We start from the raw sequence: 21980 nt of genomic DNA, 5'->3' as shown, positions 1-21980 counted from the left end.
CGCCCGGCAAGGCCGGATTAAAGCGTCTCGCCGTTGCTGGCGATCACTTTTTTGTACCACTCAAAGCTCTTCTTACGCGAACGGGACATGTCGCCGGTGCCGTCGTCGTGCTTGTTCACATAGATAAAGCCGTAACGTTTGCTGTACTGACCGGTGGTGAACGACACACAGTCGATGCAGCCCCACGGGGTGTAGCCCATCAGATCCACACCATCGTAAGTGACCGCTTTCATCATCTCTTCCACGTGCGCGCGCAGGTAGTCGATGCGGTAGTCATCATTGATGCTGCCGTCCTCTTCTACTTTGTCGTACGCGCCAAAGCCGTTTTCCACGATAAACAGCGGTTTCTGATAGCGCTCATAGAGTTCGCACAGGGAGTAACGCAGGCCCACCGGGTCAATCTGCCAGCCCCAGTCGGACGCTTTCACGTGCGGGTTCGGCACGCTGCCTTCAAAGCCGGAGATCGCATCGCCGGTGCCGCCTTCCGCTTTCACCGCGTTGGTCATGTAATAGCTGAAGCCCAGATAGTCACAGGTGCCTTCGCGCAGGATCTGCTCGTCGCCCGCTTCCATATTGATGGTGAAACCGCGGCGCTCCCACTCATTCAGCACGTAGGACGGGTAGTAACCCCGCAGCTGCACGTCGGTAAAGACATAGCGTTCACGCATCGATTCCTGGGCAAACATCACATCTTCTGGTTTGCAGGAGAACGGATAGAGCGCCACCATCGCCAGCATACAGCCGACTTTCATTTCCGGGTTGATGCGACGGGCGGCTTTCACCGCCAGGGCGCTGGCCACGAACTGGTGATGCAGCACCTGGTACATGGTCTCTTCCGGGTTTTGATGCTCGGTATAGACCACGCCGGAACAGCAGTAGCCGAACAGCGGCGCGCGCCAGTTACGCTGGTTGTTGATTTCGTTGAAGGTCATCCAGTATTTGACCTTGCTCTTGTAGCGCTCAAAGACCACTTCGGCGAAGTTGACGAAGAAATCGCCCACCTTACGGTTGGTCCAGCCGCCGTACTCCTGCACCAGGTGCAGCGGCATTTCGAAGTGGGAGAGGGTGATGACCGGCTCGATGTTGTATTTCAGCAGCTCATCGAACATATCATCATAGAACTTCAGCCCCTCTTCGTTGGGCTGGGTTTCGTCACCTTTCGGAAAGATACGGGTCCAGGCGATGGAGGTGCGGAAGCATTTGAAGCCCATCTCGGCAAACAGCTTGATATCTTCTTTATAGTGACCGTGGAAGTCGATGGCCTCGTGGTTAGGGTAGTATTTGCCCTCAACCACCTCTTGGGTGATTTCACGCGGTACGCCGTGCGCGCCGCCGGTCAGCACGTCACAAATGCTCGGGCCTTTGCCGCCTTTGTTCCAGCCGCCTTCAACCTGATGCGCCGCAACCGCGCCGCCCCATAAAAAGTCTTTTGGTAAGGTGAGTTTTTTCATCTTTGCTAATCTCATTTATTGCTATTGTTTTTGAGTCTAACAAAGGGGAATAAAATGTCACGATATAACAATTCGTGAGAGTTGTAATATGTCACACCGAAAAAACAGGGTGTTTTATTCCGTTAATTTCTTCGCCAGTTTGCGCCCCAGCGATTCAAGAATATAAATCACCGGAATCTGCGTGGTAATATCGTAGACGCCACCGACGCGGGTTTGCGGCACGTGCCAGGAGAGATTGAAGTCCGCCAGTTTCGCTAGTCGCGAATGTTCGTGGCTGGTAATGGAGAGTACCTTGCAGTGATGCAGGCTGAACTGGCTGGCGAAGCGCAGGATCTCTTCGGTTTCGCCCGAGACTGAGAGCACAATCGCCAGCGCGTTTTTCGCCATATCGTTGGTGACCGGGAAATAAGGGTCGTCGATATGGTTGCTGAATTTTCCAATATTGGAAAAGAACCGTGCGCCATATTTTGCCAGCGAGCCTGAAGTTCCCGCGCCGACAAATATAATACGTTCCGAGGATAATATAATATCCACGGCGTTATTTAATAGCGCGTCAAATTCGTCGTTGTTTACGCTTTTGAAAAAACTGATAATCTCACTGGCACCAAAATTAGCCTGCTGCGGTTCGTTTTGCTCAAGATATAATTTAAACCGCACGCGGAACTCCGAATAGCCATCGCAGTTTAACTTGCGGCAAAAGCGCAGCACGGTGGTGGTGGAGACCCCCGCCGCATCCGCCAGTTCGCGAATGGTCATGTACATCACCCGATCGCGGTTTTTAATGACGGTGTTGTAGACCATCATCTCCAGGTTGTTGAGGCTGGCAATGGCGGAATGGGAGAACATGCTCACTGGGGCTAAACTCACTCATCAGACTTCATCTTCAGGGAATAATAACATGCAGCCAAACGACATTACTTTTTTTCAGCGCTTTCAGGATGACATTCTGGCCGGACGTAAGACCATTACTCTCCGCGATGAAAGCGAATCACATTTCAAAGCGGGCGATGTGCTGCGGGTGGGGCGTTATGAAGATGACGGCTACTTCTGCACCATTGAGGTTACAGGCACGTCGACGGTCACGCTCGATACGCTGAGTGAAAAACATGCTCAACAGGAGAACATGTCCCTGGACGAACTGAAGCGGGTAATTACAGACATTTACCCGGACCAGCATCAGTTTTATGTCATTGAATTTAAATGCCTTTGAGTTTTTGTGTGAACGGTCGTTAGCCGAAATAACCACTCAACCTTATGATTGTAATAAATAAATTTTAAACTGATATTTATTTTAGCGAACAGGTGTTCACTGGAATCGTTCTCAGTTAGCATAGACAGCGAGACATTATTCACTTTTGTTTTCCCGGAGTTATCTATGGTTAGCAAACCATTAACCACACAGGGATATTCGCTGGCTGAGGAGATAGCCAACAGCATTAGCCACGGTATTGGCCTGGTGTTTGGCATCGTCGGGCTGGTGTTGCTGCTGGTGCAGGCCATCGACACTAACGCCAGCACGCTGGCGATCACCAGTTACAGCCTCTACGGCGGGAGTATGATCCTGCTGTTTTTGGCCTCCACTTTGTACCACGCCATTCCCCATCAGCGGGCCAAGATCTGGCTGAAGAAATTTGACCACTGCGCGATCTATCTGCTGATTGCCGGAACCTATACGCCGTTTCTGCTGGTGGGGCTGGATTCACCCCTGGCGCGCGGGTTGATGATTGTTATCTGGAGCCTGGCGCTGCTGGGGATCCTGTTTAAACTCACCATCGCGCACCGCTTTAAGGTGCTGTCGCTGGTGACCTATCTGACCATGGGCTGGCTGTCGCTGATTGTGGTCTATCAGCTGGCGGTAAAACTGGCGGCGGGCGGCGTGACGTTGCTGGCGGTAGGCGGAATTGTCTATTCGCTGGGGGTCATTTTTTACGTCTGCAAGCGCATACCCTATAACCACGCTATCTGGCACGGGTTTGTACTGGGCGGCAGCGTATGCCATTTCCTGGCGATTTATCTGTACGTCGGGCAGGTCTAATAAAAATTGCCGGGTGGCGGCTTCGCCTTACCCGGCCTACGGGTTTTGTAGGCCCGGTAAGCGCAGCGCCACCGGGCAACAGCTATTACTCTTCCAGCGAATACGGCAGCGGCTCGATGCTTAACGTATTCACATCCTCACGCACGCGGAAGACGCTGTCTGGCTCCATATCATTATTCATCACGGCCTGAACCAGCAGGCGGCCATCGTCAAGCTGAACGGCAGCCAACACGGTGCCGGTACGGCGCCAGTTGTCACCCATTTTCAGCTCCAGATCTTCACCAGCTTCAGGTACGCGGCTGGCTTTACCCGCCAGATACCAGAGCGCGCGTTTGTTGGCGCCGCGGAACTTCGCACGTGCCACCATCTCCTGACCGGTATAGCAGCCTTTTTTAAAGCTGATACCACCCAGCGCCTGCAGGTTGGTTGCCTGCGGAATAAACTGCCCGCTGTTGGCCGCCTCGATAACCGGAATGCCCGCTTCAATGTCCAGCGACAGCCACTGCTGGCTGTTATTTAACTGCGCTTCGCCACGCAGGGCCTGGGTCACGCGCTCGGCGGTAGCGACATCGGTTACCAGTAAGAAACGTTCGGCTGGATGTTCAAACCACAGCAGCGAAGTCGCCCCGTCGTTAGTAACCTGTTTTTCTGCATCAGGCAGTTCACTGAACAGGTTTTTCAGCGCGGCGCGCGCCTGGAAGCCCGCCACACCCAGCAGCACCTGCTCGTCATCGGCCGCGATGGTCACTTTCGAGAATACCGCATACTTTTTCAGCTCGGTGAGCTGGGCGTCGCGCAGGCTACGACGTTCGATCAGGGCAAAACCATCCTGACGACGGAAGAGGCGCAGGTTGCTCCACATCTTGCCTTTCGGATCGCAGTGCGCGGCCAGCAGATGCTGGTGTTCGGTCAGCTGACTGACATCCGCGGTCACCTGGCCCTGCAGGTACTTTTCGCTGTCCACGCCGACGAGGGTTGCCAGCGCCCAGTCATCAAGGGTCATAAGCGTCAGCGGCAGACGCGCAGAGGCGACAGGCTGGCGCGGAGAAAAGGGTGTAAATGCCATATTGATGTCCTGAATTGCTTAACGCTTTGATAATGCCTAATGGTAAAAGAGACTGTAGCCATTGCAAGCGGTTTCAACAGGCTATTCGTGCCCTTAGCCTAATCTGCGTAACGCTACGCAAAAGAGCTGAACACGCTTATTTATTGTGTTTTTTTGTGGAAGCCTGCTCCTGGAACGTAATATTCCAGTAATGAAACAGCAAAAACACGTTACACTAAGAGCCGTTTCTTCCCGGTTGAGCACGTTTCTCTGCCGATACGATCGGAACACTGCCTGAACTCAACGTTATGCAGGAATCAGACATGGACATTAATAACAAAGCCCGCATTCACTGGGCATGCCGTCGCGGCATGCGCGAACTCGATATCTCCATCATGCCGTTCTTCGAATATGAATATGACAGCCTGAGCGATGAGGATAAGCATCTTTTCGTCCGCCTGCTGGAGAACGACGATCCCGATTTATTTAACTGGTTGATGAATCACGGCAAACCTGCCGACGCCGAGCTGCAACGGATGGTGCTTTTAATTCAGACACGGAATCAGGAACGTGGTCCTGTGGCAATCTGATTTACGCGTCTCATGGCGCGCCCAGTGGATGTCACTTCTGCTCCACGGCCTGGTCGCGGCTGTTATCCTTCTGATGCCATGGCCGCTGAGCTACACCCCATTATGGCTGATGCTGCTGTCGCTGGTGGTGTTTGATAGCGTACGCAGTCAGCGGCGCATTAACGCCCGTCAGGGTGAAATCAAACTGTTTATGGATTCCCGTCTGCACTGGCAAGACAGCGAGTGGGAAATTGTCGGCACGCCGTGGATGCTGAACTCCGGCATGATGCTCCGCTTACGCAAAGGCGCGGGTCAACGCTGCCATCATTTATGGCTGGCGGCAGACAGTATGGATGAAGCGGAGTGGCGGGATCTGCGTCGGATGATGTCGCACCAGCCAACGCAGGGGCGGTAGTGGTTTAGCTGAACTGCTCCGCCATTTCGCCAAGGATTTGCTCGCACCAGCTCTGCAGGCGCTCTTCACTGAGGTCGTACTGGTTGGTTTCATCCAGGGCCAATCCGACAAACAGTTCTCCGTCGGCGATAATCGGTTTCTTGCTGGTAAACTCATAGCCTTCTGTCGGCCAATAACCAATGAACGTCACCCCTTTCGGTGCCAGCTTGTCATGCAGCATCCCCAGCGCGTCGAGGAACCACTCGCCGTAGCCCAGCTGATCGCCCATGCCGTAAAGCGCGATAATTTTGCCTTCAAGCGCCAGGGAGTCGAGCTGATCCCAGATGGCTTCCCAGTCTTCCTGCAGTTCACCGAAATCCCAGGTCGGGATGCCGAGGATCAGCACGTCGTACTGCTCCATCATCGATGGAGCATCATCTTTGAGATTGTGCAGGGTGACCAGTTCCGGGCCGATAATGTCGCGAATTTTCTCTGCGGCCATCTCGGTGTAGCAGGTGCTGGAACCATAAAACAGACCAATATTCATCGCTAAAATGTCTCAATACTTGCTATGACTTTGCGAGTAGTGTACCAGAAACAACACCCATTCAGGCATAATGCCCCATTGCAGAACGAAAGAGGCGGACGTGGAAAAGGATCTCTCACTCATCGAACAGTTTCTCGATGCGCTCTGGCTGGAGAAGAATCTTGCCGAGAACACCCTCAGCGCCTACCGACGCGATTTGGCGATGCTGGTGGCATGGTTACACCATCATGATCTCTCTCTGACCACGGCCCAAAGCGACAATTTGCAGGCGCTGCTTGCCGAGCGGATGGAAGGGGGATATAAAGCCACCAGTTCCGCGCGGCTGCTGAGCGCCATGCGGCGTCTGTTTCAGCACCTTTACCGCGAGAAGATACGCCCTGATGATCCCAGTGCGGCACTGGCGTCGCCAAAATTGCCCCAGCGTCTGCCAAAAGATCTCAGCGAAGCACAAGTTGAGAGATTATTACAGTCGCCAGTGGTTGACCAACCGCTGGAGTTACGCGATAAAGCGATGCTCGAAGTGCTTTATGCCACAGGGTTGCGCGTGTCTGAACTGGTCGGGCTGACGATGAGCGATATCAGTCTGCGCCAGGGCGTGGTACGGGTGATCGGCAAAGGCAATAAAGAGCGTCTGGTGCCGCTGGGCGAAGAGGCGGTTTACTGGCTGGAGAACTATCTTCAGCATGGCCGCCCATGGTTGCTGAACGGTGTCTCCATTGACGTGCTGTTTCCCAGCCAGCGCGCGCAGCAAATGACACGTCAAACCTTCTGGCATCGCATCAAACATTACGCCACACTGGCGGGTATCGACAGTGAAAAACTTTCGCCGCACGTTCTGCGTCACGCGTTTGCGACCCATCTTCTGAACCACGGCGCCGATCTGCGCGTGGTCCAGATGCTGCTTGGGCACAGTGACCTGTCAACGACGCAAATCTACACGCATGTCGCGACGGAACGCCTGCGGCAGCTACACCAACAGCATCACCCACGTGCGTGATGACTTGTAACAGGAACCAATATGAAAAAGTCTTTAGTGCTGTTCTCTCTGCTGGCAGCGTCATTATCCGGTCTGGCGCATGCTGACGATGCGGCCATTAAACAGTCTCTGGCGAAGCTCGGTGTCACCAGTAGCGAAATTCAGCCTGCGCCCGTTGCGGGCATGAAAACGGTACTGACCAACAACGGCGTGCTGTATGTGACCGAAGACGGTAAGCACTTTATCCAGGGACCGCTGTACGACGTGAGCGGCGCGCAGCCGGTTAACGTTACCAATCAGATGCTGATGAAAAACCTGAACGCGCTGGAAAAAGAGATGATCGTCTACAAAGCGGCGCAGGAAAAACATGTCATTACCGTCTTTACCGACATCACCTGCGGCTACTGTCACAAGCTGCATGAAGAGATGAAAGACTACAACGCGCTGGGGATCACCGTGCGTTATCTCGCCTTCCCGCGTGCGGGCGTTCAGAGCCAGCCTGAGCAGGACATGAAGGCTATCTGGTGTGCGAAAGATCGCAACAAAGCCTTTGATGATGCCATGAGCGGTAAAGGCGTTCAGCCTGCCTCCTGCGACATCGACATTGCCAATCACTACGCGCTGGGCGTGCAGTTTGGTGTGACCGGTACGCCTGCGATCGTGCTGAGCAACGGCTACGTGGTGCCGGGCTACCAGGGGCCGAAAGAGATGAAAGCCTTCCTTGATGCGCACCAGAAACAGTTTGGTGGTAAATAATTCGCGTGAAATCTTCGACACAACTTCGTCGTCGTGAGGTGGACGAGAGCGCCGCGTTACCCGCGACGCTCCCTCCGCTGTTGCGTCGGCTCTATGCCAGCCGTGGTGTGCGAAATGCAGATGACCTTGAACGCAGCGTCAAGGGCATGCTCTCCTGGCAGCAGCTTAGCGGCGTCGAACGCGCCACCGAGCTGCTGTACAACGCCCTGCGGGAGGGGACGCGCATCATTGTGGTGGGGGATTTTGACGCCGATGGCGCCACCAGTACCGCGCTGAGCGTGCTCAGCCTGCGGGCGATGGGGTGCGACAACGTCTCATATCTGGTGCCGAACCGCTTCGAGGATGGCTATGGCCTGAGTCCGGAAGTGGTGGATCAGGCTCACGCCCGCGGCGCGCAGATGATCCTGACGGTGGACAACGGGATCTCCTCCCATGCCGGGGTTGAGCGCGCGCATGAGTTTGGCATCCCGGTGCTGGTCACCGATCACCACCTGCCTGGCGATACCTTACCGGCGGCAGAAGCGATCGTTAACCCCAACCTGCGCGACTGCGACTTCCCGTCGAAATCGCTGGCGGGAGTGGGGGTGGCCTTCTATCTGATGCTGGCGCTGCGTACACGGCTGCGTGATGAAGGGTGGTTTGACGCTAAAGGTATTGCGCCGCCTAATCTGGCGGAATTCCTCGATCTGGTGGCGCTGGGCACCGTGGCGGACGTGGTGCCGCTGGATGCCAATAACCGTATTCTCACCTGGCAGGGCTTGAACCGCATTCGTGCTGGCAAATGCCGTCCGGGTATTAAAGCGCTGCTGGAGATCTCCAACCGGGACCCGCTGCGGCTGGCCGCCAGCGATCTCGGTTTTGCCCTCGGCCCGCGTCTCAACGCTGCCGGACGTCTGGACGATATGTCGGTGGGGGTGGCGCTGCTGCTGTGCGACAACATCGGCGAAGCGCGTGTGCTGGCCAACGAGCTGGACGCCCTGAACCAGACCCGCAAAGAGATCGAACAGGGGATGCAGGCCGAAGCCCTGATCCTCTGCGAAAAGCTGGAGCGCAGCGGCGACTCGCTGCCCGGTGGGCTGGCGATGTATCACCCCGAGTGGCATCAGGGGGTGGTGGGCATCCTCGCCTCGCGCATTAAAGAGCGTTTTCACCGCCCGGTGATTGCCTTTGCCCCTGCCGGAGACGGCACCCTGAAAGGGTCTGGCCGCTCGATACAGGGGCTGCATATGCGCGACGCGCTGGAGCGCCTGCATACGCTGCATCCGGGGCTGATGATCAAATTTGGCGGCCACGCCATGGCGGCAGGACTGTCGCTGGAAGAGGCGAAATTTGACCAGTTCCAGCGCCTGTTCAGCGAGCTGGTTACCGACTGGCTGGATCCGGCTCTGCTCCAGGGCGAAGTGGTCACCGATGGCCCGCTGGCGCCGGCGGATATGACCATGGAGGTGGCACAGATGCTGCGCGACGCCGGTCCGTGGGGACAGATGTTCCCGGAGCCGCTGTTTGACGGGCGTTTCCGCCTGCTGCAGCAGCGGCTGGTGGGTGAACGGCATCTGAAGGTGATGGTAGAACCGGTTGGCGGCGGCCCGCTGCTGGACGGTATCGCCTTTAACGTGGATACCACAATCTGGCCTGATAACGGCGTACGCGAAGTCGAACTGGCCTATAAACTGGATATTAACGAGTTTCGCGGCAACCGCAGCCTGCAAATCATCATCGACCATATCTGGCCACTTTAGCATCACTATTCCGCTATAAAAAAGGGCGTGAATCCGGTACAATTCCGCCCTTACACCGCATTTTTACTCGTCCATAAAAGAAAACAGACCATGTTTGAAATTAATCCGGTAAAAAACCGCATTCAGGACCTCACCGAGCGCTCCGACGTTCTTAGGGGGTATCTTTGACTACGATGCCAAGAAAGAGCGTCTTGAAGAAGTAAACGCCGAGCTGGAACAGCCGGACGTCTGGAACGAACCTGAACGCGCACAGGCGCTGGGTAAAGAGCGTTCCTCTCTCGAAGCTATCGTAGATACGCTGGATCAAATGGCGCAGGGTCTGGATGATGTTTCCGGACTGCTGGAGCTGGCCGTTGAGGCCGACGACGAAGAGACCTTCAACGAAGCTGTCGCAGAGCTCGATGGGCTGGAAGAGAAGCTGGCACTGCTGGAATTCCGTCGTATGTTCTCCGGCGAGTACGACAGCGCCGACTGCTACCTTGATATCCAGGCCGGTTCCGGCGGTACAGAAGCGCAGGACTGGGCCAGCATGCTGACCCGTATGTATCTGCGTTGGGCTGAAGCCCGCGGCTTCAAGACTGAGATTATCGAAGAGTCTGAAGGCGAAGTGGCAGGCCTGAAATCTGTCACCATCAAGATTATTGGCGATTACGCTTACGGCTGGCTGCGTACTGAAACCGGCGTACACCGTCTGGTGCGTAAGAGCCCGTTCGACTCCGGCGGTCGCCGTCATACTTCGTTCAGCTCCGCGTTTGTCTATCCGGAAGTGGACGAAGATATCGACATCGAAATCAACCCGGCAGATCTGCGTATCGACGTTTACCGCGCATCCGGTGCGGGTGGTCAGCACGTTAACCGTACGGAATCTGCGGTGCGTATTACCCACATCCCTACCGGTCTGGTGACACAGTGCCAGAACGACCGTTCCCAGCATAAAAACAAAGACCAGGCCATGAAGCAGATGAAAGCGAAGCTTTATGAGCTGGAGATGCAAAAGAAAAATGCTGAGAAACAGGCGATGGAAGATAACAAGTCTGATATCGGCTGGGGCAGCCAGATCCGTTCTTACGTCCTTGATGACTCCCGCATCAAAGACCTGCGTACCGGTGTCGAAACCCGTAACACGCAGGCGGTGCTGGATGGCAGCCTGGACCAATTTATCGAAGCAAGTTTGAAAGCAGGGTTATGAGGAACCAACATGTCTGAACAACAAGCACAGGGCGCTGACGCGGTAGCCGATCTTAACAATGAACTGAAAACCCGCCGCGAAAAGCTGGCTGCGCTGCGCGAGCAGGGCGTGCCGTTCCCGAACGATTTTCGCCGCGATCGTACCTCAGACCAACTGCACGCTGACTTCGACGCTAAAGAGAACGAAGAGCTGGAAGCGCTGAACATCGAAGTGGCCGTTGCTGGCCGTATGATGACCCGCCGTATCATGGGTAAAGCCTCCTTTATTACGCTGCAGGACGTTGGCGGCCGCATTCAGCTGTATGTTTCTCGCGACGATCTGCCAGAAGGCATCTACAACGAGCAGTTCAAAAAGTGGGACCTGGGCGATATCCTGGGCGCCAAAGGCAAGCTGTTCAAAACCAAGACCGGCGAGCTCTCCATCCACTGCACTGAACTGCGTCTGCTGACCAAAGCCCTGCGCCCGCTGCCGGACAAGTTCCACGGCCTGCAGGATCAGGAAGCGCGTTACCGTCAGCGCTACCTGGATCTCATCTCTAACGATGAATCCCGCAACACCTTCAAAATTCGCTCTAAGATCATGGCCGGTATCCGCCAGTTCATGGTTAACCGCGACTTTATGGAAGTGGAAACCCCAATGATGCAGGTGATCCCGGGCGGTGCCTCCGCGCGTCCATTCATCACCCATCACAACGCCCTGGACCTGGACATGTACCTGCGTATCGCGCCGGAACTGTACCTGAAGCGTCTGGTGGTGGGCGGTTTCGATCGCGTATTTGAGATCAACCGTAACTTCCGTAACGAAGGCATCTCCGTGCGTCATAACCCAGAGTTCACCATGATGGAACTCTATATGGCCTACGCGGATTACAAAGATCTGATCGAGCTGACCGAATCCCTGTTCCGCACCCTGGCGCAGGACGTTCTGGGCACCACCGAAGTGCCGTACGGCGAAGAGGTGTTCGACTTCGGTAAGCCGTTCGCTAAGCTGACCATGCGTGAAGCAATCAAGAAATACCGTCCGGAAACTGAGATGGCGGATCTGGATAACTTCGACTCTGCGAAAGCGATCGCTGAGAGCATCGGTATCAAGGTTGAGAAGAGCTGGGGTCTGGGCCGTATCGTGACCGAGATCTTCGAAGAAGTGGCCGAAGCGCACCTGATTCAGCCAACCTTCATTACCGAATACCCGGCTGAAGTTTCTCCGCTGGCGCGTCGTAACGATGTTAATCCGGAAATCACTGACCGCTTCGAGTTCTTCATCGGTGGCCGCGAAATCGGCAACGGCTTTAGCGAGCTGAACGATGCAGAAGATCAGGCGCAGCGCTTCCAGGATCAGGTTGATGCGAAAGCCGCAGGCGACGACGAAGCGATGTTCTTCGACGAAGACTACGTGACCGCCCTGGAACACGGCCTGCCGCCAACAGCGGGCCTGGGTATCGGTATCGACCGTATGGTGATGCTGTTCACCAACAGCCACACCATCCGCGACGTGATCCTCTTCCCGGCGATGCGTCCGGTAAAATAAGTCATTGTTGATAAAAAGCCCCGGCGTATAACGCGTCGGGGCTTTTTTATTGCCTGGCGTTTGCCGCGAAGCGAAGCAGGGCGTCTCTCGCTGCCTGGGCTTCCATCACCATCCACGGGCTGAACGCCCAGGGAGTGGCCTCCAGCGCGCCGAGCATTGCCTCCAGCGTTACCCACTGATAATCCATCACTTCGTCGCGGTTGATGATCACGGCGTTAACGGCGAGCGCCGCGAAGACCGGGCAGATCTCATTTTCGACAATCCCGGAAGGATCGGTTTCGCAGTAGCGGAATGCCGGTGCGACCGGGCAGATCCCGGCGATCTCTGCGCCCACTTCATAGCGGCAGCGGCGGATCATGGCCTGCTCCAGAGATTCCCCCTGTTGCGGATGTCCGCAAACGGAGTTGGTCCAGACGCCGGGCCAGGCTTTCTTGCTCATGGCGCGACGCGTAACCAGCGTCTCCCCCCTGGCATTGAATAACCAACATGAAAAGGCCAGATGAAGAGGGGTGTGCGAGGTGTGTGCGGCGTACTTTTCCTGTGTGCCAATAACCATTCCGTGGTCGTTAACTAAAATGACGTGTTCGTGCGTTCCCATTGTAACTCCCGTGCTGAAATTACCGGGCGATACTGACCTGTTAGCATTCCAGTAAGTTCAGCACGGCCTGGCTGGGCGATTATATCGTAATCGCTGCTAAACGGGTTGTCGCTCAGGGTGCTATTGGCATCCTGATTGAGACTGTTATGATAGCGCTGCCATTCACGTTGACCGAGGTACTGTTTTGTTTGCAGGAAGCCCGACGAAAAACCCTGTTTCTGCTCTGTTTTGCCTGACCCTGGCCCTGTTGCTGGCGGGATGTGCGGGCAGTAAATCATCGGATTCTGGTCCTGTGTATACCGTTAAACGCGGTGATACGCTATACCGTATATCGCGTGCAACCGGCACCAGCGTGAAGGATCTGGCGCGCCTGAACAATATTTCCCCGCCTTACACCATCGAAGTGGGGCAAAAGCTGAAGATTAACGGCAGCAGCACGGCCAGGAAATCCTCCTCAAAAAGCAGCGGTAAAACCGCCGCGGTCACCCCTTCTTACAACGTACCTAAATCCTCCTGGCCGCCTGTCGGGCAGCGCTGCTGGGTCTGGCCGGCCAGCGGCAAAGTGGTGATTCCGTACTCCACCGCGGAAGGGGGAAACAAAGGCATTGATATCGCCGGCACCCGCGGCGCGCCGGTGTATGCCTCCGATGCAGGCAAGGTGGTCTATGTCGGCAATCAGCTGCGGGGTTATGGCAACCTGATCATGATTAAGCACGGCGAGGACTACATCACCGCCTATGCCCATAACGACACGATGCTGGTGAATAACGGGCAAAACGTGAAGTCCGGGCAGAAGATCGCCACCATGGGCAGTACCGGATCGAATACCGTGGCGCTCCATTTCCAGATCCGCTATCGGGCAACGGCTATCGATCCGATCCGCTATTTACCGGCACCAGGTGGTAAACCGAAGTGCTAAGTGATTATTTAATCGCCACTTAGCGAGCCGGTCTCTTGTCAGCAGAGGCGTAAGGTCTATAATGCTTTACGCACCTCAACGCGGGCGTAGTTCAATGGTAGAACGAGAGCTTCCCAAGCTCTATACGAGGGTTCGATTCCCTTCGCCCGCTCCAGATTTTCTTCTTATATACCCTTACGCTCAAAGAACATATACGGCACCTCTGCTGAATATGCTGGATCCTTCTATTAAATAAATGTTAACTTTTTGGATCTCAACACCTGCATCATCCTGATTCCCGAACGCATAATAATTACAGAGGCAATGTCATGGATAATGATCTCCTGCAAGCGGGGTACCGGGCCTATACCGGTGAGAAAATTGACGTCTACTTCAATACCGGCATCTGCCAACACGCGGGAAACTGCGTGCGCGGCAGCGCTAAACTCTTCAATCTGAAACGTAAACCGTGGATCATCCCTGACGAAGTGGATGTCGATACGGTCGTGCGTGTGATCGATACCTGCCCCAGCGGCGCACTTAAATACCGCCACAAATAAGCGAGAAACCATGGACATTCAGGAAGGCCATAACAAGTTTTACGTGAACGATGCCGAAGGCAATCAGGTTGCGGAGATCGTCTTTGTCCCCACCGGCGAGCATCTCAGCATTATTGAGCATACCGATGTCGATCCCAGCCTGAAAGGGCAGGGCGTGGGCAAACAGCTGGTGGCAAGGGTGGTGGAAAAGATGCGTGCCGAAAACCGTAAAATTATTCCCCTCTGCCCGTTTGCGAAACACGAATTTGATAACACCCGCGAGTATGACGATATCCGCGCCTGACGCGGCACAGCACGCTGTCGTAAAACAGCGTGCTCTCTTTTAGTCAGGCAATAAACATCACCGACACGCATAACACCCCGACAATCAGCGTCAGCACATTGCCGATGGAGCGGTAAGGCTTCAGGGCAGGGATCAGGAAGGTCGACAGGGTCGGCATGATAAACAGGATCATGGCGATAAGCGGCCCGCTGATGGCGTAGATCATCGAAATGGCATTAGGGTTAATGCAACACACCGCAAAGGTGATCAGGGAGACCCCCATCACCGATACCGCCCGATTAAAGGCCCGGCTTTTCTTTACGCCAACCTGGTTTAACCCTGATTTCACCATCGCTGTAGCCCCCTCAATCACGCCAAAATAGGTGCCGAGAAACGACTTCGACATCGCGATGATGGCGACAACAATCCCGGAGATCCCAAGCCAGGAAGGGGAGGAGGGCATCATCGAGAGCGCCGAGAGGATGGTGACCCCTTCCTCTTTCGCGGCGACGATGTAAGAGGGTGGGATCGACATCAGACAGCTGAAGACGAAAAACAGCACGCTCAGGCAGATAACCAGGTAGGCCACCTTCATGATGCGGGTACATTTGCCCATGGCGGCCTCGCCATATTTTTCCTGCCGATCGACGGCAAAGGTTGAAATAATCGGCGTATGGCTGAAGGCGAACACCATCACCGGAATGGAGATCCACACCTGGTGCAGAGTGTGCTTATCAACGCTCATCTCGCTGGTGAGCAGCGCGGGCTGCCAGCTGTGGGTGAGATAGAGCGACACCAGCAGGAAGTAAGCGATCAGCGGGAAGACCAGAAAACCCATCACCCGAATAGTGGCATGCCGCCCCATCAGGAAGATCAGATTTAACGCCAGCACTACGCCAAGGCTGACCAGCACCCGCACGGTGGTGTCCACCGTCATATGCTTCGCCAGCTGTTCGGTGAGCGAGTTAGTGATTGCCACGGCATAGATCTGCACCACCACAAAAAAGGCGACAAAGTAGAGCGTGGTGATCAGATTGCCGATCTTTTTCCCGTAGTAGTAGGTCACCGCGCCGGTGATCCCTTCGCTACCTTTCGTTTTTGCAGAGAGGATGAACTGGCATAACGCTTTGTGGGGCCAGTAGGTGAATGGATATGCCACAAGGGCGGTGATGAACAGGACGACAGCGCCCGCAGATCCCAGTTGGATGGGCAGAAACAGGGTTCCTGCGCCCACGGCCGTGCCGTACAGGGCAAAGCTCCATAGGGTCTCTTCTTTAGACCAGATTTTCGACATGAGAGAAACGTATCAACTATAAAACCAACAAAAAGGAGACTATTTTACCATAATCAACAGTTGGCCTGGCGGTTGGAACGGTTTTAAGCGGGCCGGAAAGCATTTCCGGCCGGGGGAGTTAAGAGGTGGCAGCCTGCCGCTGCTGGCGTCGCTTAATCATGCGATCGCGCAGGGTATCGTACGCCCAGTTATAAACCATGGTGTACGGCAGGAAGAAAATAAAGAAGCCAATCTCTAAGGTGAAGGCCTGAAGCAGGCTCACGCCCAGCACCAGCGACACAATCCCGACGCCGATAAAGATGAACCCCACTTCAAAGCCCAGCGCGTGCAGGGCGCGCACTTTCGCGGTGCGAGGCACCTTATGCCGCGGCCACAGCCTGTCGAACAGGTAATTGAAGATGATGTTCCAGATCATCGCCGTGGTGGCGAGAAGAACAGTTAACCCACCCATCTCCAGTATCGGGCGCTGCATCAGCCACGCGGTGGTCGGGGCCAGGATCGCCGTGGCTATACCCTCAAAGCAGACGGCGTGGAAAATGCGTTCCGGCAGCTTTCTGCGCTGAACATCGTTGTGCTGCATAACTTATTACCTCAAAAACAAGCCAGGATGGGCCAATCATGCGGCTATTTTTATCGTTAAAAGTGATATATAAAAGTGAGATTCCATCGATAAAGTAGATACTTCATGCGCTACTCACCCGAAGCGTTAACCGCGTTTGTCGAGACGGTTGCCGCGGGCTCGTTCTCCGCTGCCGCCCGCCGTCTGCGTAAAAGCCAGTCCACCATTAGCACCGCCATCGCCCATCTGGAAGATGACCTGGGTTTTACCCTGTTCGACCGCAGCGCCCGCCAGCCGGTACTCACCGCCCAGGGCAAGCAGGTGCTGGGCTATGTGCAGTCGATCCTGGCGGCCAGCGCGCGGCTGGATGAACTGGCGGTATCCCTCAGCGAAGAGACCGAAGCGCGGCTCACCTTTGTCCTCTCCGATACCCTGCATCCGGACGTACTGGAGGAGATGCTGTTTCGTTTTGATGAGCGTTTTCCCCACACCGAATTTGAGTGTCTGATTGGTGAAGAGGAAGATGTCATCGATCTGCTGCAAAAGGAGCGGGCGCAGATCGGCCTCACCGAGGCGCGGGAGAGCTATCCCACGGACATTGCCGCCGTTCGCCTGCCGATGCAGAGCCATATGGCAATTTATACGTCAGCCAGCCATCCGCTGGCCGCGCAGGTGCGAACGGAGCACGATGAACTGCACAGCTGGCGGGAGCTGCGCCTGAATACCTATCTGGAGCGCGAACCGGTGCTGGCGCAGGGGCCAGTCTGGTCGGCGCCCAACTACCTGATGTTGCTCAGCATGGCGGTTCAGGGCTTCGGCTGGTGCGCGCTGCCCTGTGCGCTGGTGGAGGAGTTTGCCCCGGCGAAAGCGCTGGTGCAGCTTAATGTGCCGGGCTGGCCGCGCTCGGTGGCGATCGATCTGGTCTGGAATAAACGCTCCCCGCCGGGGACGGCGGGCAACTGGCTGCGCCATTATTTACAGCAAAAAGCGGATCCGCGGTGATCTCTGCCCCCGTCAGTGGCGACATTAAAACGAACTACACTTAGCGGAGTGCAATGACTGACTGAGAAGAGACCATGACTGCTAAAGAGACAATCACGCCCCGGACGCTGATGCTCTCCGCCAGAGACTGGGTGCCAAATAATCCCCATTTGCCGGTGCTGCTTTATAAAGGGGTGATAACGGATGGCGATCGCGCAAGCCAGTTTGAACAACGATTTGCCGACAACGGTTGGCCGCCGCAGTGGCGCGATGGGGTTTTTGATTATCACCATTACCACTCTAATGGGCATGAAGTCTTAGGTATTGCCCGGGGCGCGGCGCGCCTGATCGTTGGCGGACCAAGGGGCGAAGAGATCGAAGTAGAAGCGGGAGACGCACTGTTATTGCCTGCCGGAACCGGGCACTGCCGGATATCTGCAACCGACGATTTTATGGTGGTGGGAGCCTATCCGCCGGGTACGGATGTGGATCTCTGCAAGCAGGCGGCAACGCCAGCAATGCTGGCGCGGATCGTGGCGTTGCCGTTTCCTGAGCAGGATCCGGTAAATGGAAACTCGCCCGCCTTAACCCAGTACTGGAGATCTTGACCCGCTTTGCCCTGCGCCCGCGCAGGGTAAGTTTCCCGGTATCGGCAGAACATTCATTTCTCTCGGCCCTCCAGAATCCTTTGTGATAAAACTCACTTTTTTTAAACAATTGCATCATTAGTTGATAACAATCCTCTACTATGAGCGGTGTCATTTTGCGCAGAGGTAGAGATGAAAGACGTCGTGATAGTCGGTGCATTGCGTACCGCAATCGGCTGTTTCCAGGGAGCGCTCTCACGCCACTCGGCGGTTGAGTTAGGCAGCGTGGTGGTTCGCGCGCTGGTGGAGCGAAGCGGCATTGAGGCACACGAGATCGACGAAGTGATCCTCGGTCAGGTGCTGACCGCAGGCGCCGGGCAAAACCCTGCCCGTCAGGCCGCGCTGAAGGGCGGATTACCCAATACCGTCTCTGCCATCACTATCAACGACGTGTGCGGCTCCGGTTTGAAGGCACTGCATCTGGCGACCCAGGCGATCCAGTGCGGCGAAGCCGATGTGGTGATCGCGGGCGGCCAGGAGAACATGAGCCGTGCCCCGCACGTGCTCACCGACAGCCGTACCGGCGCCCAGCTAGGCAACAGTCAGCTTATCGACAGCCTGGTGCATGACGGGCTGTGGGACGCCTTCAACGATTACCATATGGGCGTCACGGCGGAGAACCTGGCGCGCGAATATGGCATCTCCCGTGAGCTGCAGGATGCCTATGCCCTCAGTTCCCAGCATAAGGCCCGGGCGGCCATCGACGCGGGCCGTTTTCGCGACGAGATCGTACCGGTTGTCGCCCAGAAGCAGGGTGGGGAGAGCCTGCTGGTGGATACTGATGAACAGCCGCGCACCGATGCCAGCGCAGAGGGGCTGGCGCAGCTAAACCCTGCCTTTGAACTCACCGGTTCGGTCACCGCCGGGAATGCCTCTTCGATTAACGACGGCGCCGCCGCGGTAATGATGATGAGCGAGAGCAAAGCCGAAGCGCTGAATCTGCCGGTGCTGGCGCGCATCAAAGCCTTTGCCAGCGTGGGTGTCGATCCCGCCTTAATGGGCATCGCCCCGGTCCATGCCACGCGCCGCTGCCTTGAGCGGGCAGGCTGGCAACTGGCGGATGTTGATCTGATCGAAGTGAATGAAGCCTTCGCCGCCCAGGCGCTGTCGGTGGGTAAAATGCTGGAGTGGGATGAGCGGCGGGTGAATGTCAACGGTGGGGCGATTGCGCTGGGCCACCCCATTGGCGCATCGGGTTGCCGTATCCTGGTCTCACTGGTGCATGAGATGGTGAAACGCGATGCGCGTAAAGGGCTGGCTACGCTCTGCATCGGCGGCGGGCAGGGCGTGGCATTGGCTATAGAAAGATAATTCGCGTTGATATATATCAACCCAAATAAGCCTCCGACCCCGGAGGCTTATTTGTTTGTGAGCACCGTCATATTTCACCCTCCTGTAAGTAAAATCTTAAGCACCCGCAAAATATTTAACGTATTCGCTGAATCTGTAATAACGATTTAGTGTGATCGTGATCCGTTAAATTCCGCTTAAAAGGCCTGTTTTGTTGATATTGCTCACGGCTGGGCTTGCCGAAAAAAATGAAACAAATAATTACGATCGCGATCACTAAAATTACGTTTATTAAAAAATAAAATGCAATTCCATAAAAACGAAACATCATTTTAAACGAGGGTTTTTCCATGTTTAAGAAATCTCTGGTCCTTGCTTCACTTATTGGCGCTTCTTTCGCAGCTCAGGCTGTCACCGTGGATCTGCGTCACGAATATATCGATAGCGGCTCGAACGCAGACCGTGTTTCGGTTTCGCACCGTTTCGAAAATGGCTTTGGTTTCTCTGTAGAAGCAAAATGGAAATCTGGCGGCGATAAAGCTGACCAGCCATTTGCGGACGTGGTGGGTAACGGCCACGAAGATCAGATTAGCTGGCGCTGGAAAGCGAACCAGAACATTGCGTTAACACCAGGCTTTACGCTCGAAAGTAAAGACAGCTTCACTATTTATAAACCTTATCTGCACGCGCAATATAGCTTCGATAATGGCTTCTATGTGGCAGCCCGTTATCGCTATGACTACACCCGTTATCCGTCAAACGCGAATAAAGACGACGATAAAGTTAACCGTGGCGATGCCTGGGTTGGTTGGGTAATGGGCGACTGGCGTACCGAGCTGAACTACGTATACGCGAAAAGTACAGAAGGGAATATTCGTAACAACAATAAAGATTACTCCCAGGAATATAACGTCAAGCTGGCGTACAAAATTGATAAGAACTGGGCTCCGTATGGCGAAGTGGGTAACGTCGGTGTGAAAGATACCGATGAACGTCAGACCCGTCTTCGTGTCGGCGTAGCTTATTCATTCTAATAACAAGCAGTACCTCCGGGATAAACCGGCTCTCAGGAGCCGGTTTTTTTACGCCTGTATTTTATTATTTTTTGCTGTCTCTACCGAATCAGCCAATAAAAAAAGCCCTCCATAAAGGAGGGCAAGGCCAGTTACAGGAACACAAACACAAACATTATTCTCGCAACAGTTCTGGTTGCTCAGGAAGCTTCGCAATATAGAGAGCAGGTTTGCCATCTTTATCGGAACTAAACAGCACCGCTTTATCATCCGGAGTAAAGGAGGGATGCGGGTGGGTGACCTGGCGGCTGTTTGCCACGGTTGCCCAGGAAGTATCGTGACGCGCGATGCGGAAATAAGCCTCTTTCGCCACGTCGAATGCGTAGAGATACGGGTCGTTGTCGATGGTGTAACCGCTGGTATCTTTCACATCGACCGGCGTACCGGAACCATCGCCTACCAGCAGCGTGCCGTCAAAGTTACTCATCAGGTGTGAACAGGCAGGCATCTTCATTACCGCAGTGTTCTCGCCGGTGTCCGGGTTGAAGCTATATACGGTACGGCCTTGCTTGCCTTTCAGGTAAGAGACATAAACCAGCGCTGAGCCGTTCGGTACCCAGAACTCATGGGTGCAGCTTTCGCCTTCGGCGTGCTCTTTTACCTTACGCACGTTGCTGCCGTCTTCGTTGACCATCCACATGCGGGCATCCACCAGATCGTGTGGGCCTTCATGACAGAACGCGACGGTGCTGTCGTCAAACGGGCGGTAAATCGGGTGACCGAGCCAGTTTTTCTCTTCGTGGATCACGCTGCTCTCACCGGTCTGCAGATCGACGCGCAGCAGGCGGCAGTGTGGGCCTTTATGGAAGAAGTCGTGGAAGATTTTCCAGTCGTTCAGCGGCGTCCAGTCGCTCTTCGCAATTTCGATGCCCACCAGTTTGGTGCAGTCGCTGTTGGCTACCCAGGTACCGTAGCCGACCCAGTCGTCGCTGACGCGATAGACTTCACGCTCTTCGAGAGTGGTCAGATTGACTTCCCGCAGGGTGCGATCATTCTTAACGTAATAGAGGGATTTATCATCCGGGGACAAGAAGCCGCCAAAGGTGTTATCGCCCGCGCCTTCGGTTAACTGCACCGCTTCGGCTTTTTTCAGATCCAGCAGATAGTAGTTCCAGTGGCCATCGAATTCACCCGCAAACAGCAGGTGGCTGCCATCGTTGAAAAAGCACTTTTGATAGAAGTAGTTACGGTGACAGGTAACTTCAGGGGGGGTCAGGCGGGTCACTTCCACGCCTGTATCCGGATCGCGGCTGACCTCATAGTTCAGTTTGACCCGCATACCTTTTGCCATGATGCGCTCCTTGAATTCGACGGCAGGATCGCGCCTGCGGTCCGATCGGTAAAATATGAGTTTAAAAACTGGGTGTTAAAATATCAAAACAATGTTTCACTATGTGTGACTGGTGGCGCACTTCTGAAGGAAAACCCTGCGGATTCATCAATATCTTTAAATTCGTTCAGTTTTTTCTGATGGCTGCACCCATTTTTTATTTTTTCATAACCTTTTGTTTATTCTAAAAAATAAGAAGGTTTATTTAAAAAAATGGTGAAGGAAAGCCTTGTCAACTCCCTGACAATCGTGATCGAAAC

At 55.0% G+C, this 21980-nt stretch carries 24 protein-coding genes and 1 tRNA gene; 17 read left to right on the top strand and 8 right to left on the bottom strand.

Annotated elements, in window-relative coordinates; genetic code table 11:
- Positions 1–17 precede the first annotated feature (17 nt).
- Together GNG26_RS18185 and GNG26_RS18180 are read right to left on the bottom strand one after the other, a co-directional pair.
- A complete protein-coding gene (locus GNG26_RS18185; RefSeq protein ID WP_156239716.1) occupies positions 18–1451 on the bottom strand; it encodes a 6-phospho-beta-glucosidase in 1434 nt (477 codons plus the stop codon).
- A 114-nt stretch (positions 1452–1565) separates the two neighbouring features.
- Positions 1566–2297 carry a MurR/RpiR family transcriptional regulator gene (locus tag GNG26_RS18180; RefSeq protein ID WP_156240209.1) on the bottom strand — a complete coding sequence of 244 codons (732 nt, stop codon included), beginning with the start codon at positions 2295–2297 and terminating at the stop codon, positions 1566–1568.
- Positions 2298–2349: 52 nt separating this feature from the next.
- Here GNG26_RS18180 and yqfB point away from each other — a divergent pair, with 52 nt between their 5' ends.
- Both yqfB and GNG26_RS18170 read left to right on the top strand, forming a co-directional pair.
- Entirely contained in the window at positions 2350–2661 is a 312-nt protein-coding gene (yqfB, locus tag GNG26_RS18175; RefSeq protein WP_114316856.1) for a N(4)-acetylcytidine aminohydrolase, read from the top strand.
- A 165-nt stretch (positions 2662–2826) separates the two neighbouring features.
- A complete protein-coding gene (locus tag GNG26_RS18170) occupies positions 2827–3486 on the top strand; it encodes a hemolysin III family protein (RefSeq protein WP_156239715.1) in 660 nt (219 codons plus the stop codon).
- Positions 3487–3571: 85 nt separating this feature from the next.
- Here the strand turns inward: GNG26_RS18170 and ygfZ are convergent, their stop codons facing one another.
- Complete coding sequence (gene ygfZ / locus GNG26_RS18165; RefSeq protein WP_156239714.1) at positions 3572–4552, bottom strand: tRNA-modifying protein YgfZ; 981 nt, start codon at positions 4550–4552, stop codon at positions 3572–3574.
- 302 nt (positions 4553–4854) lie between these two features.
- Between ygfZ and sdhE the strand changes: the two genes are divergently transcribed.
- Positions 4855–5121 (top strand): FAD assembly factor SdhE, encoded by a 267-nt coding sequence (gene sdhE / locus GNG26_RS18160; RefSeq protein WP_103176875.1) that lies wholly within the window; start codon positions 4855–4857, stop codon positions 5119–5121.
- Positions 5102–5515: a protein YgfX gene (locus GNG26_RS18155; protein ID WP_156239713.1), complete on the top strand. Its 414-nt coding sequence runs from the start codon at positions 5102–5104 to the stop codon at positions 5513–5515. Before sdhE ends, GNG26_RS18155 begins: the two co-directional genes overlap by 20 nt.
- Before the next feature lie 4 nt (positions 5516–5519).
- On the opposite strand, the gene fldB is transcribed toward GNG26_RS18155, so the two are convergent.
- Positions 5520–6041, bottom strand: a complete 522-nt coding sequence (gene fldB / locus GNG26_RS18150) for a flavodoxin FldB (RefSeq protein WP_103176873.1) — start codon at positions 6039–6041, stop codon at positions 5520–5522.
- Positions 6042–6111: 70 nt separating this feature from the next.
- On the opposite strand from fldB, the gene xerD reads away from it, so the two are divergent.
- The 5 genes from xerD (at position 6112) to lysS (ending at position 12228) form a co-directional block, all read left to right on the top strand.
- Positions 6112–7038, top strand: coding sequence for a site-specific tyrosine recombinase XerD (xerD, locus tag GNG26_RS18145; RefSeq protein ID WP_255584722.1), 927 nt, complete (start codon positions 6112–6114; stop codon positions 7036–7038).
- Between the two features lie 21 nt (positions 7039–7059).
- Positions 7060–7773: a bifunctional protein-disulfide isomerase/oxidoreductase DsbC gene (dsbC, locus tag GNG26_RS18140; RefSeq protein ID WP_156239712.1), complete on the top strand. Its 714-nt coding sequence runs from the start codon at positions 7060–7062 to the stop codon at positions 7771–7773.
- Between the two features lie 5 nt (positions 7774–7778).
- A complete protein-coding gene (recJ, locus tag GNG26_RS18135; RefSeq protein ID WP_156239711.1) occupies positions 7779–9512 on the top strand; it encodes a single-stranded-DNA-specific exonuclease RecJ in 1734 nt (577 codons plus the stop codon).
- A 90-nt stretch (positions 9513–9602) separates the two neighbouring features.
- Positions 9603–10701, top strand: a protein-coding gene (gene prfB / locus GNG26_RS18130) for a peptide chain release factor 2 (RefSeq protein WP_156239710.1) whose coding sequence is annotated in 2 segments (ribosomal slippage) — positions 9603–9677 and positions 9679–10701 — 1098 coding nt in all. Because the reading frame shifts where the segments join, the coding sequence is not laid out codon by codon here.
- A gap of 9 nt (positions 10702–10710) precedes the next feature.
- Entirely contained in the window at positions 10711–12228 is a 1518-nt protein-coding gene (lysS, locus tag GNG26_RS18125) for a lysine--tRNA ligase (RefSeq protein WP_103822764.1), read from the top strand.
- Positions 12229–12274: 46 nt separating this feature from the next.
- Here the strand turns inward: lysS and idi are convergent, their stop codons facing one another.
- Entirely contained in the window at positions 12275–12826 is a 552-nt protein-coding gene (gene idi / locus GNG26_RS18120) for an isopentenyl-diphosphate Delta-isomerase (RefSeq protein ID WP_156239709.1), read from the bottom strand.
- A 184-nt stretch (positions 12827–13010) separates the two neighbouring features.
- Here idi and actS point away from each other — a divergent pair, with 184 nt between their 5' ends.
- From actS to GNG26_RS18100, 4 genes are all read left to right on the top strand, one after another.
- On the top strand, positions 13011–13745 hold the full coding sequence (gene actS / locus GNG26_RS18115; protein ID WP_156239708.1) for an amidase activator ActS: 735 nt from the start codon (positions 13011–13013) through the stop codon (positions 13743–13745).
- Positions 13746–13825: 80 nt separating this feature from the next.
- A tRNA-Gly gene (locus GNG26_RS18110) sits at positions 13826–13899 on the top strand.
- A gap of 154 nt (positions 13900–14053) precedes the next feature.
- Positions 14054–14284: a 4Fe-4S mono-cluster protein YjdI gene (gene yjdI, locus GNG26_RS18105; protein WP_032613838.1), complete on the top strand. Its 231-nt coding sequence runs from the start codon at positions 14054–14056 to the stop codon at positions 14282–14284.
- A gap of 10 nt (positions 14285–14294) precedes the next feature.
- Positions 14295–14567, top strand: a complete 273-nt coding sequence (locus tag GNG26_RS18100) for a GNAT family N-acetyltransferase (protein ID WP_103176863.1) — start codon at positions 14295–14297, stop codon at positions 14565–14567.
- A 43-nt stretch (positions 14568–14610) separates the two neighbouring features.
- On the opposite strand, the gene GNG26_RS18095 is transcribed toward GNG26_RS18100, so the two are convergent.
- Entirely contained in the window at positions 14611–15840 is a 1230-nt protein-coding gene (locus GNG26_RS18095) for an amino acid permease (RefSeq protein WP_156239707.1), read from the bottom strand.
- Positions 15841–15958: 118 nt separating this feature from the next.
- Positions 15959–16420, bottom strand: coding sequence for a multidrug/biocide efflux PACE transporter (locus GNG26_RS18090; RefSeq protein WP_103176861.1), 462 nt, complete (start codon positions 16418–16420; stop codon positions 15959–15961).
- A gap of 105 nt (positions 16421–16525) precedes the next feature.
- On the opposite strand from GNG26_RS18090, the gene GNG26_RS18085 reads away from it, so the two are divergent.
- The 4 genes from GNG26_RS18085 to GNG26_RS18070 all read left to right on the top strand — a co-directional run bounded on the left by GNG26_RS18085 (position 16526) and on the right by GNG26_RS18070 (position 20351).
- Positions 16526–17401, top strand: a complete 876-nt coding sequence (locus GNG26_RS18085; protein ID WP_156239706.1) for a LysR family transcriptional regulator — start codon at positions 16526–16528, stop codon at positions 17399–17401.
- A gap of 74 nt (positions 17402–17475) precedes the next feature.
- Positions 17476–17988, top strand: coding sequence for a cupin domain-containing protein (locus GNG26_RS18080; RefSeq protein WP_197080112.1), 513 nt, complete (start codon positions 17476–17478; stop codon positions 17986–17988).
- A gap of 171 nt (positions 17989–18159) precedes the next feature.
- Positions 18160–19338 carry an acetyl-CoA C-acetyltransferase gene (locus tag GNG26_RS18075; protein ID WP_103822758.1) on the top strand — a complete coding sequence of 393 codons (1179 nt, stop codon included), beginning with the start codon at positions 18160–18162 and terminating at the stop codon, positions 19336–19338.
- A gap of 329 nt (positions 19339–19667) precedes the next feature.
- Positions 19668–20351 (top strand): oligogalacturonate-specific porin KdgM family protein, encoded by a 684-nt coding sequence (locus tag GNG26_RS18070; RefSeq protein WP_103822756.1) that lies wholly within the window; start codon positions 19668–19670, stop codon positions 20349–20351.
- Positions 20352–20505: 154 nt separating this feature from the next.
- Here the strand turns inward: GNG26_RS18070 and GNG26_RS18065 are convergent, their stop codons facing one another.
- Positions 20506–21681: an oligogalacturonate lyase family protein gene (locus tag GNG26_RS18065; protein WP_156239705.1), complete on the bottom strand. Its 1176-nt coding sequence runs from the start codon at positions 21679–21681 to the stop codon at positions 20506–20508.
- Between the last annotated feature and the right edge of the window lie 299 nt (positions 21682–21980).

The organism is Leclercia sp. J807, assembly GCF_009734465.1.
In the GTDB taxonomy this organism is placed as follows: Bacteria; Pseudomonadota; Gammaproteobacteria; order Enterobacterales; family Enterobacteriaceae; genus Enterobacter.
This window is presented reverse-complemented; position numbering and strand designations above follow the sequence as displayed.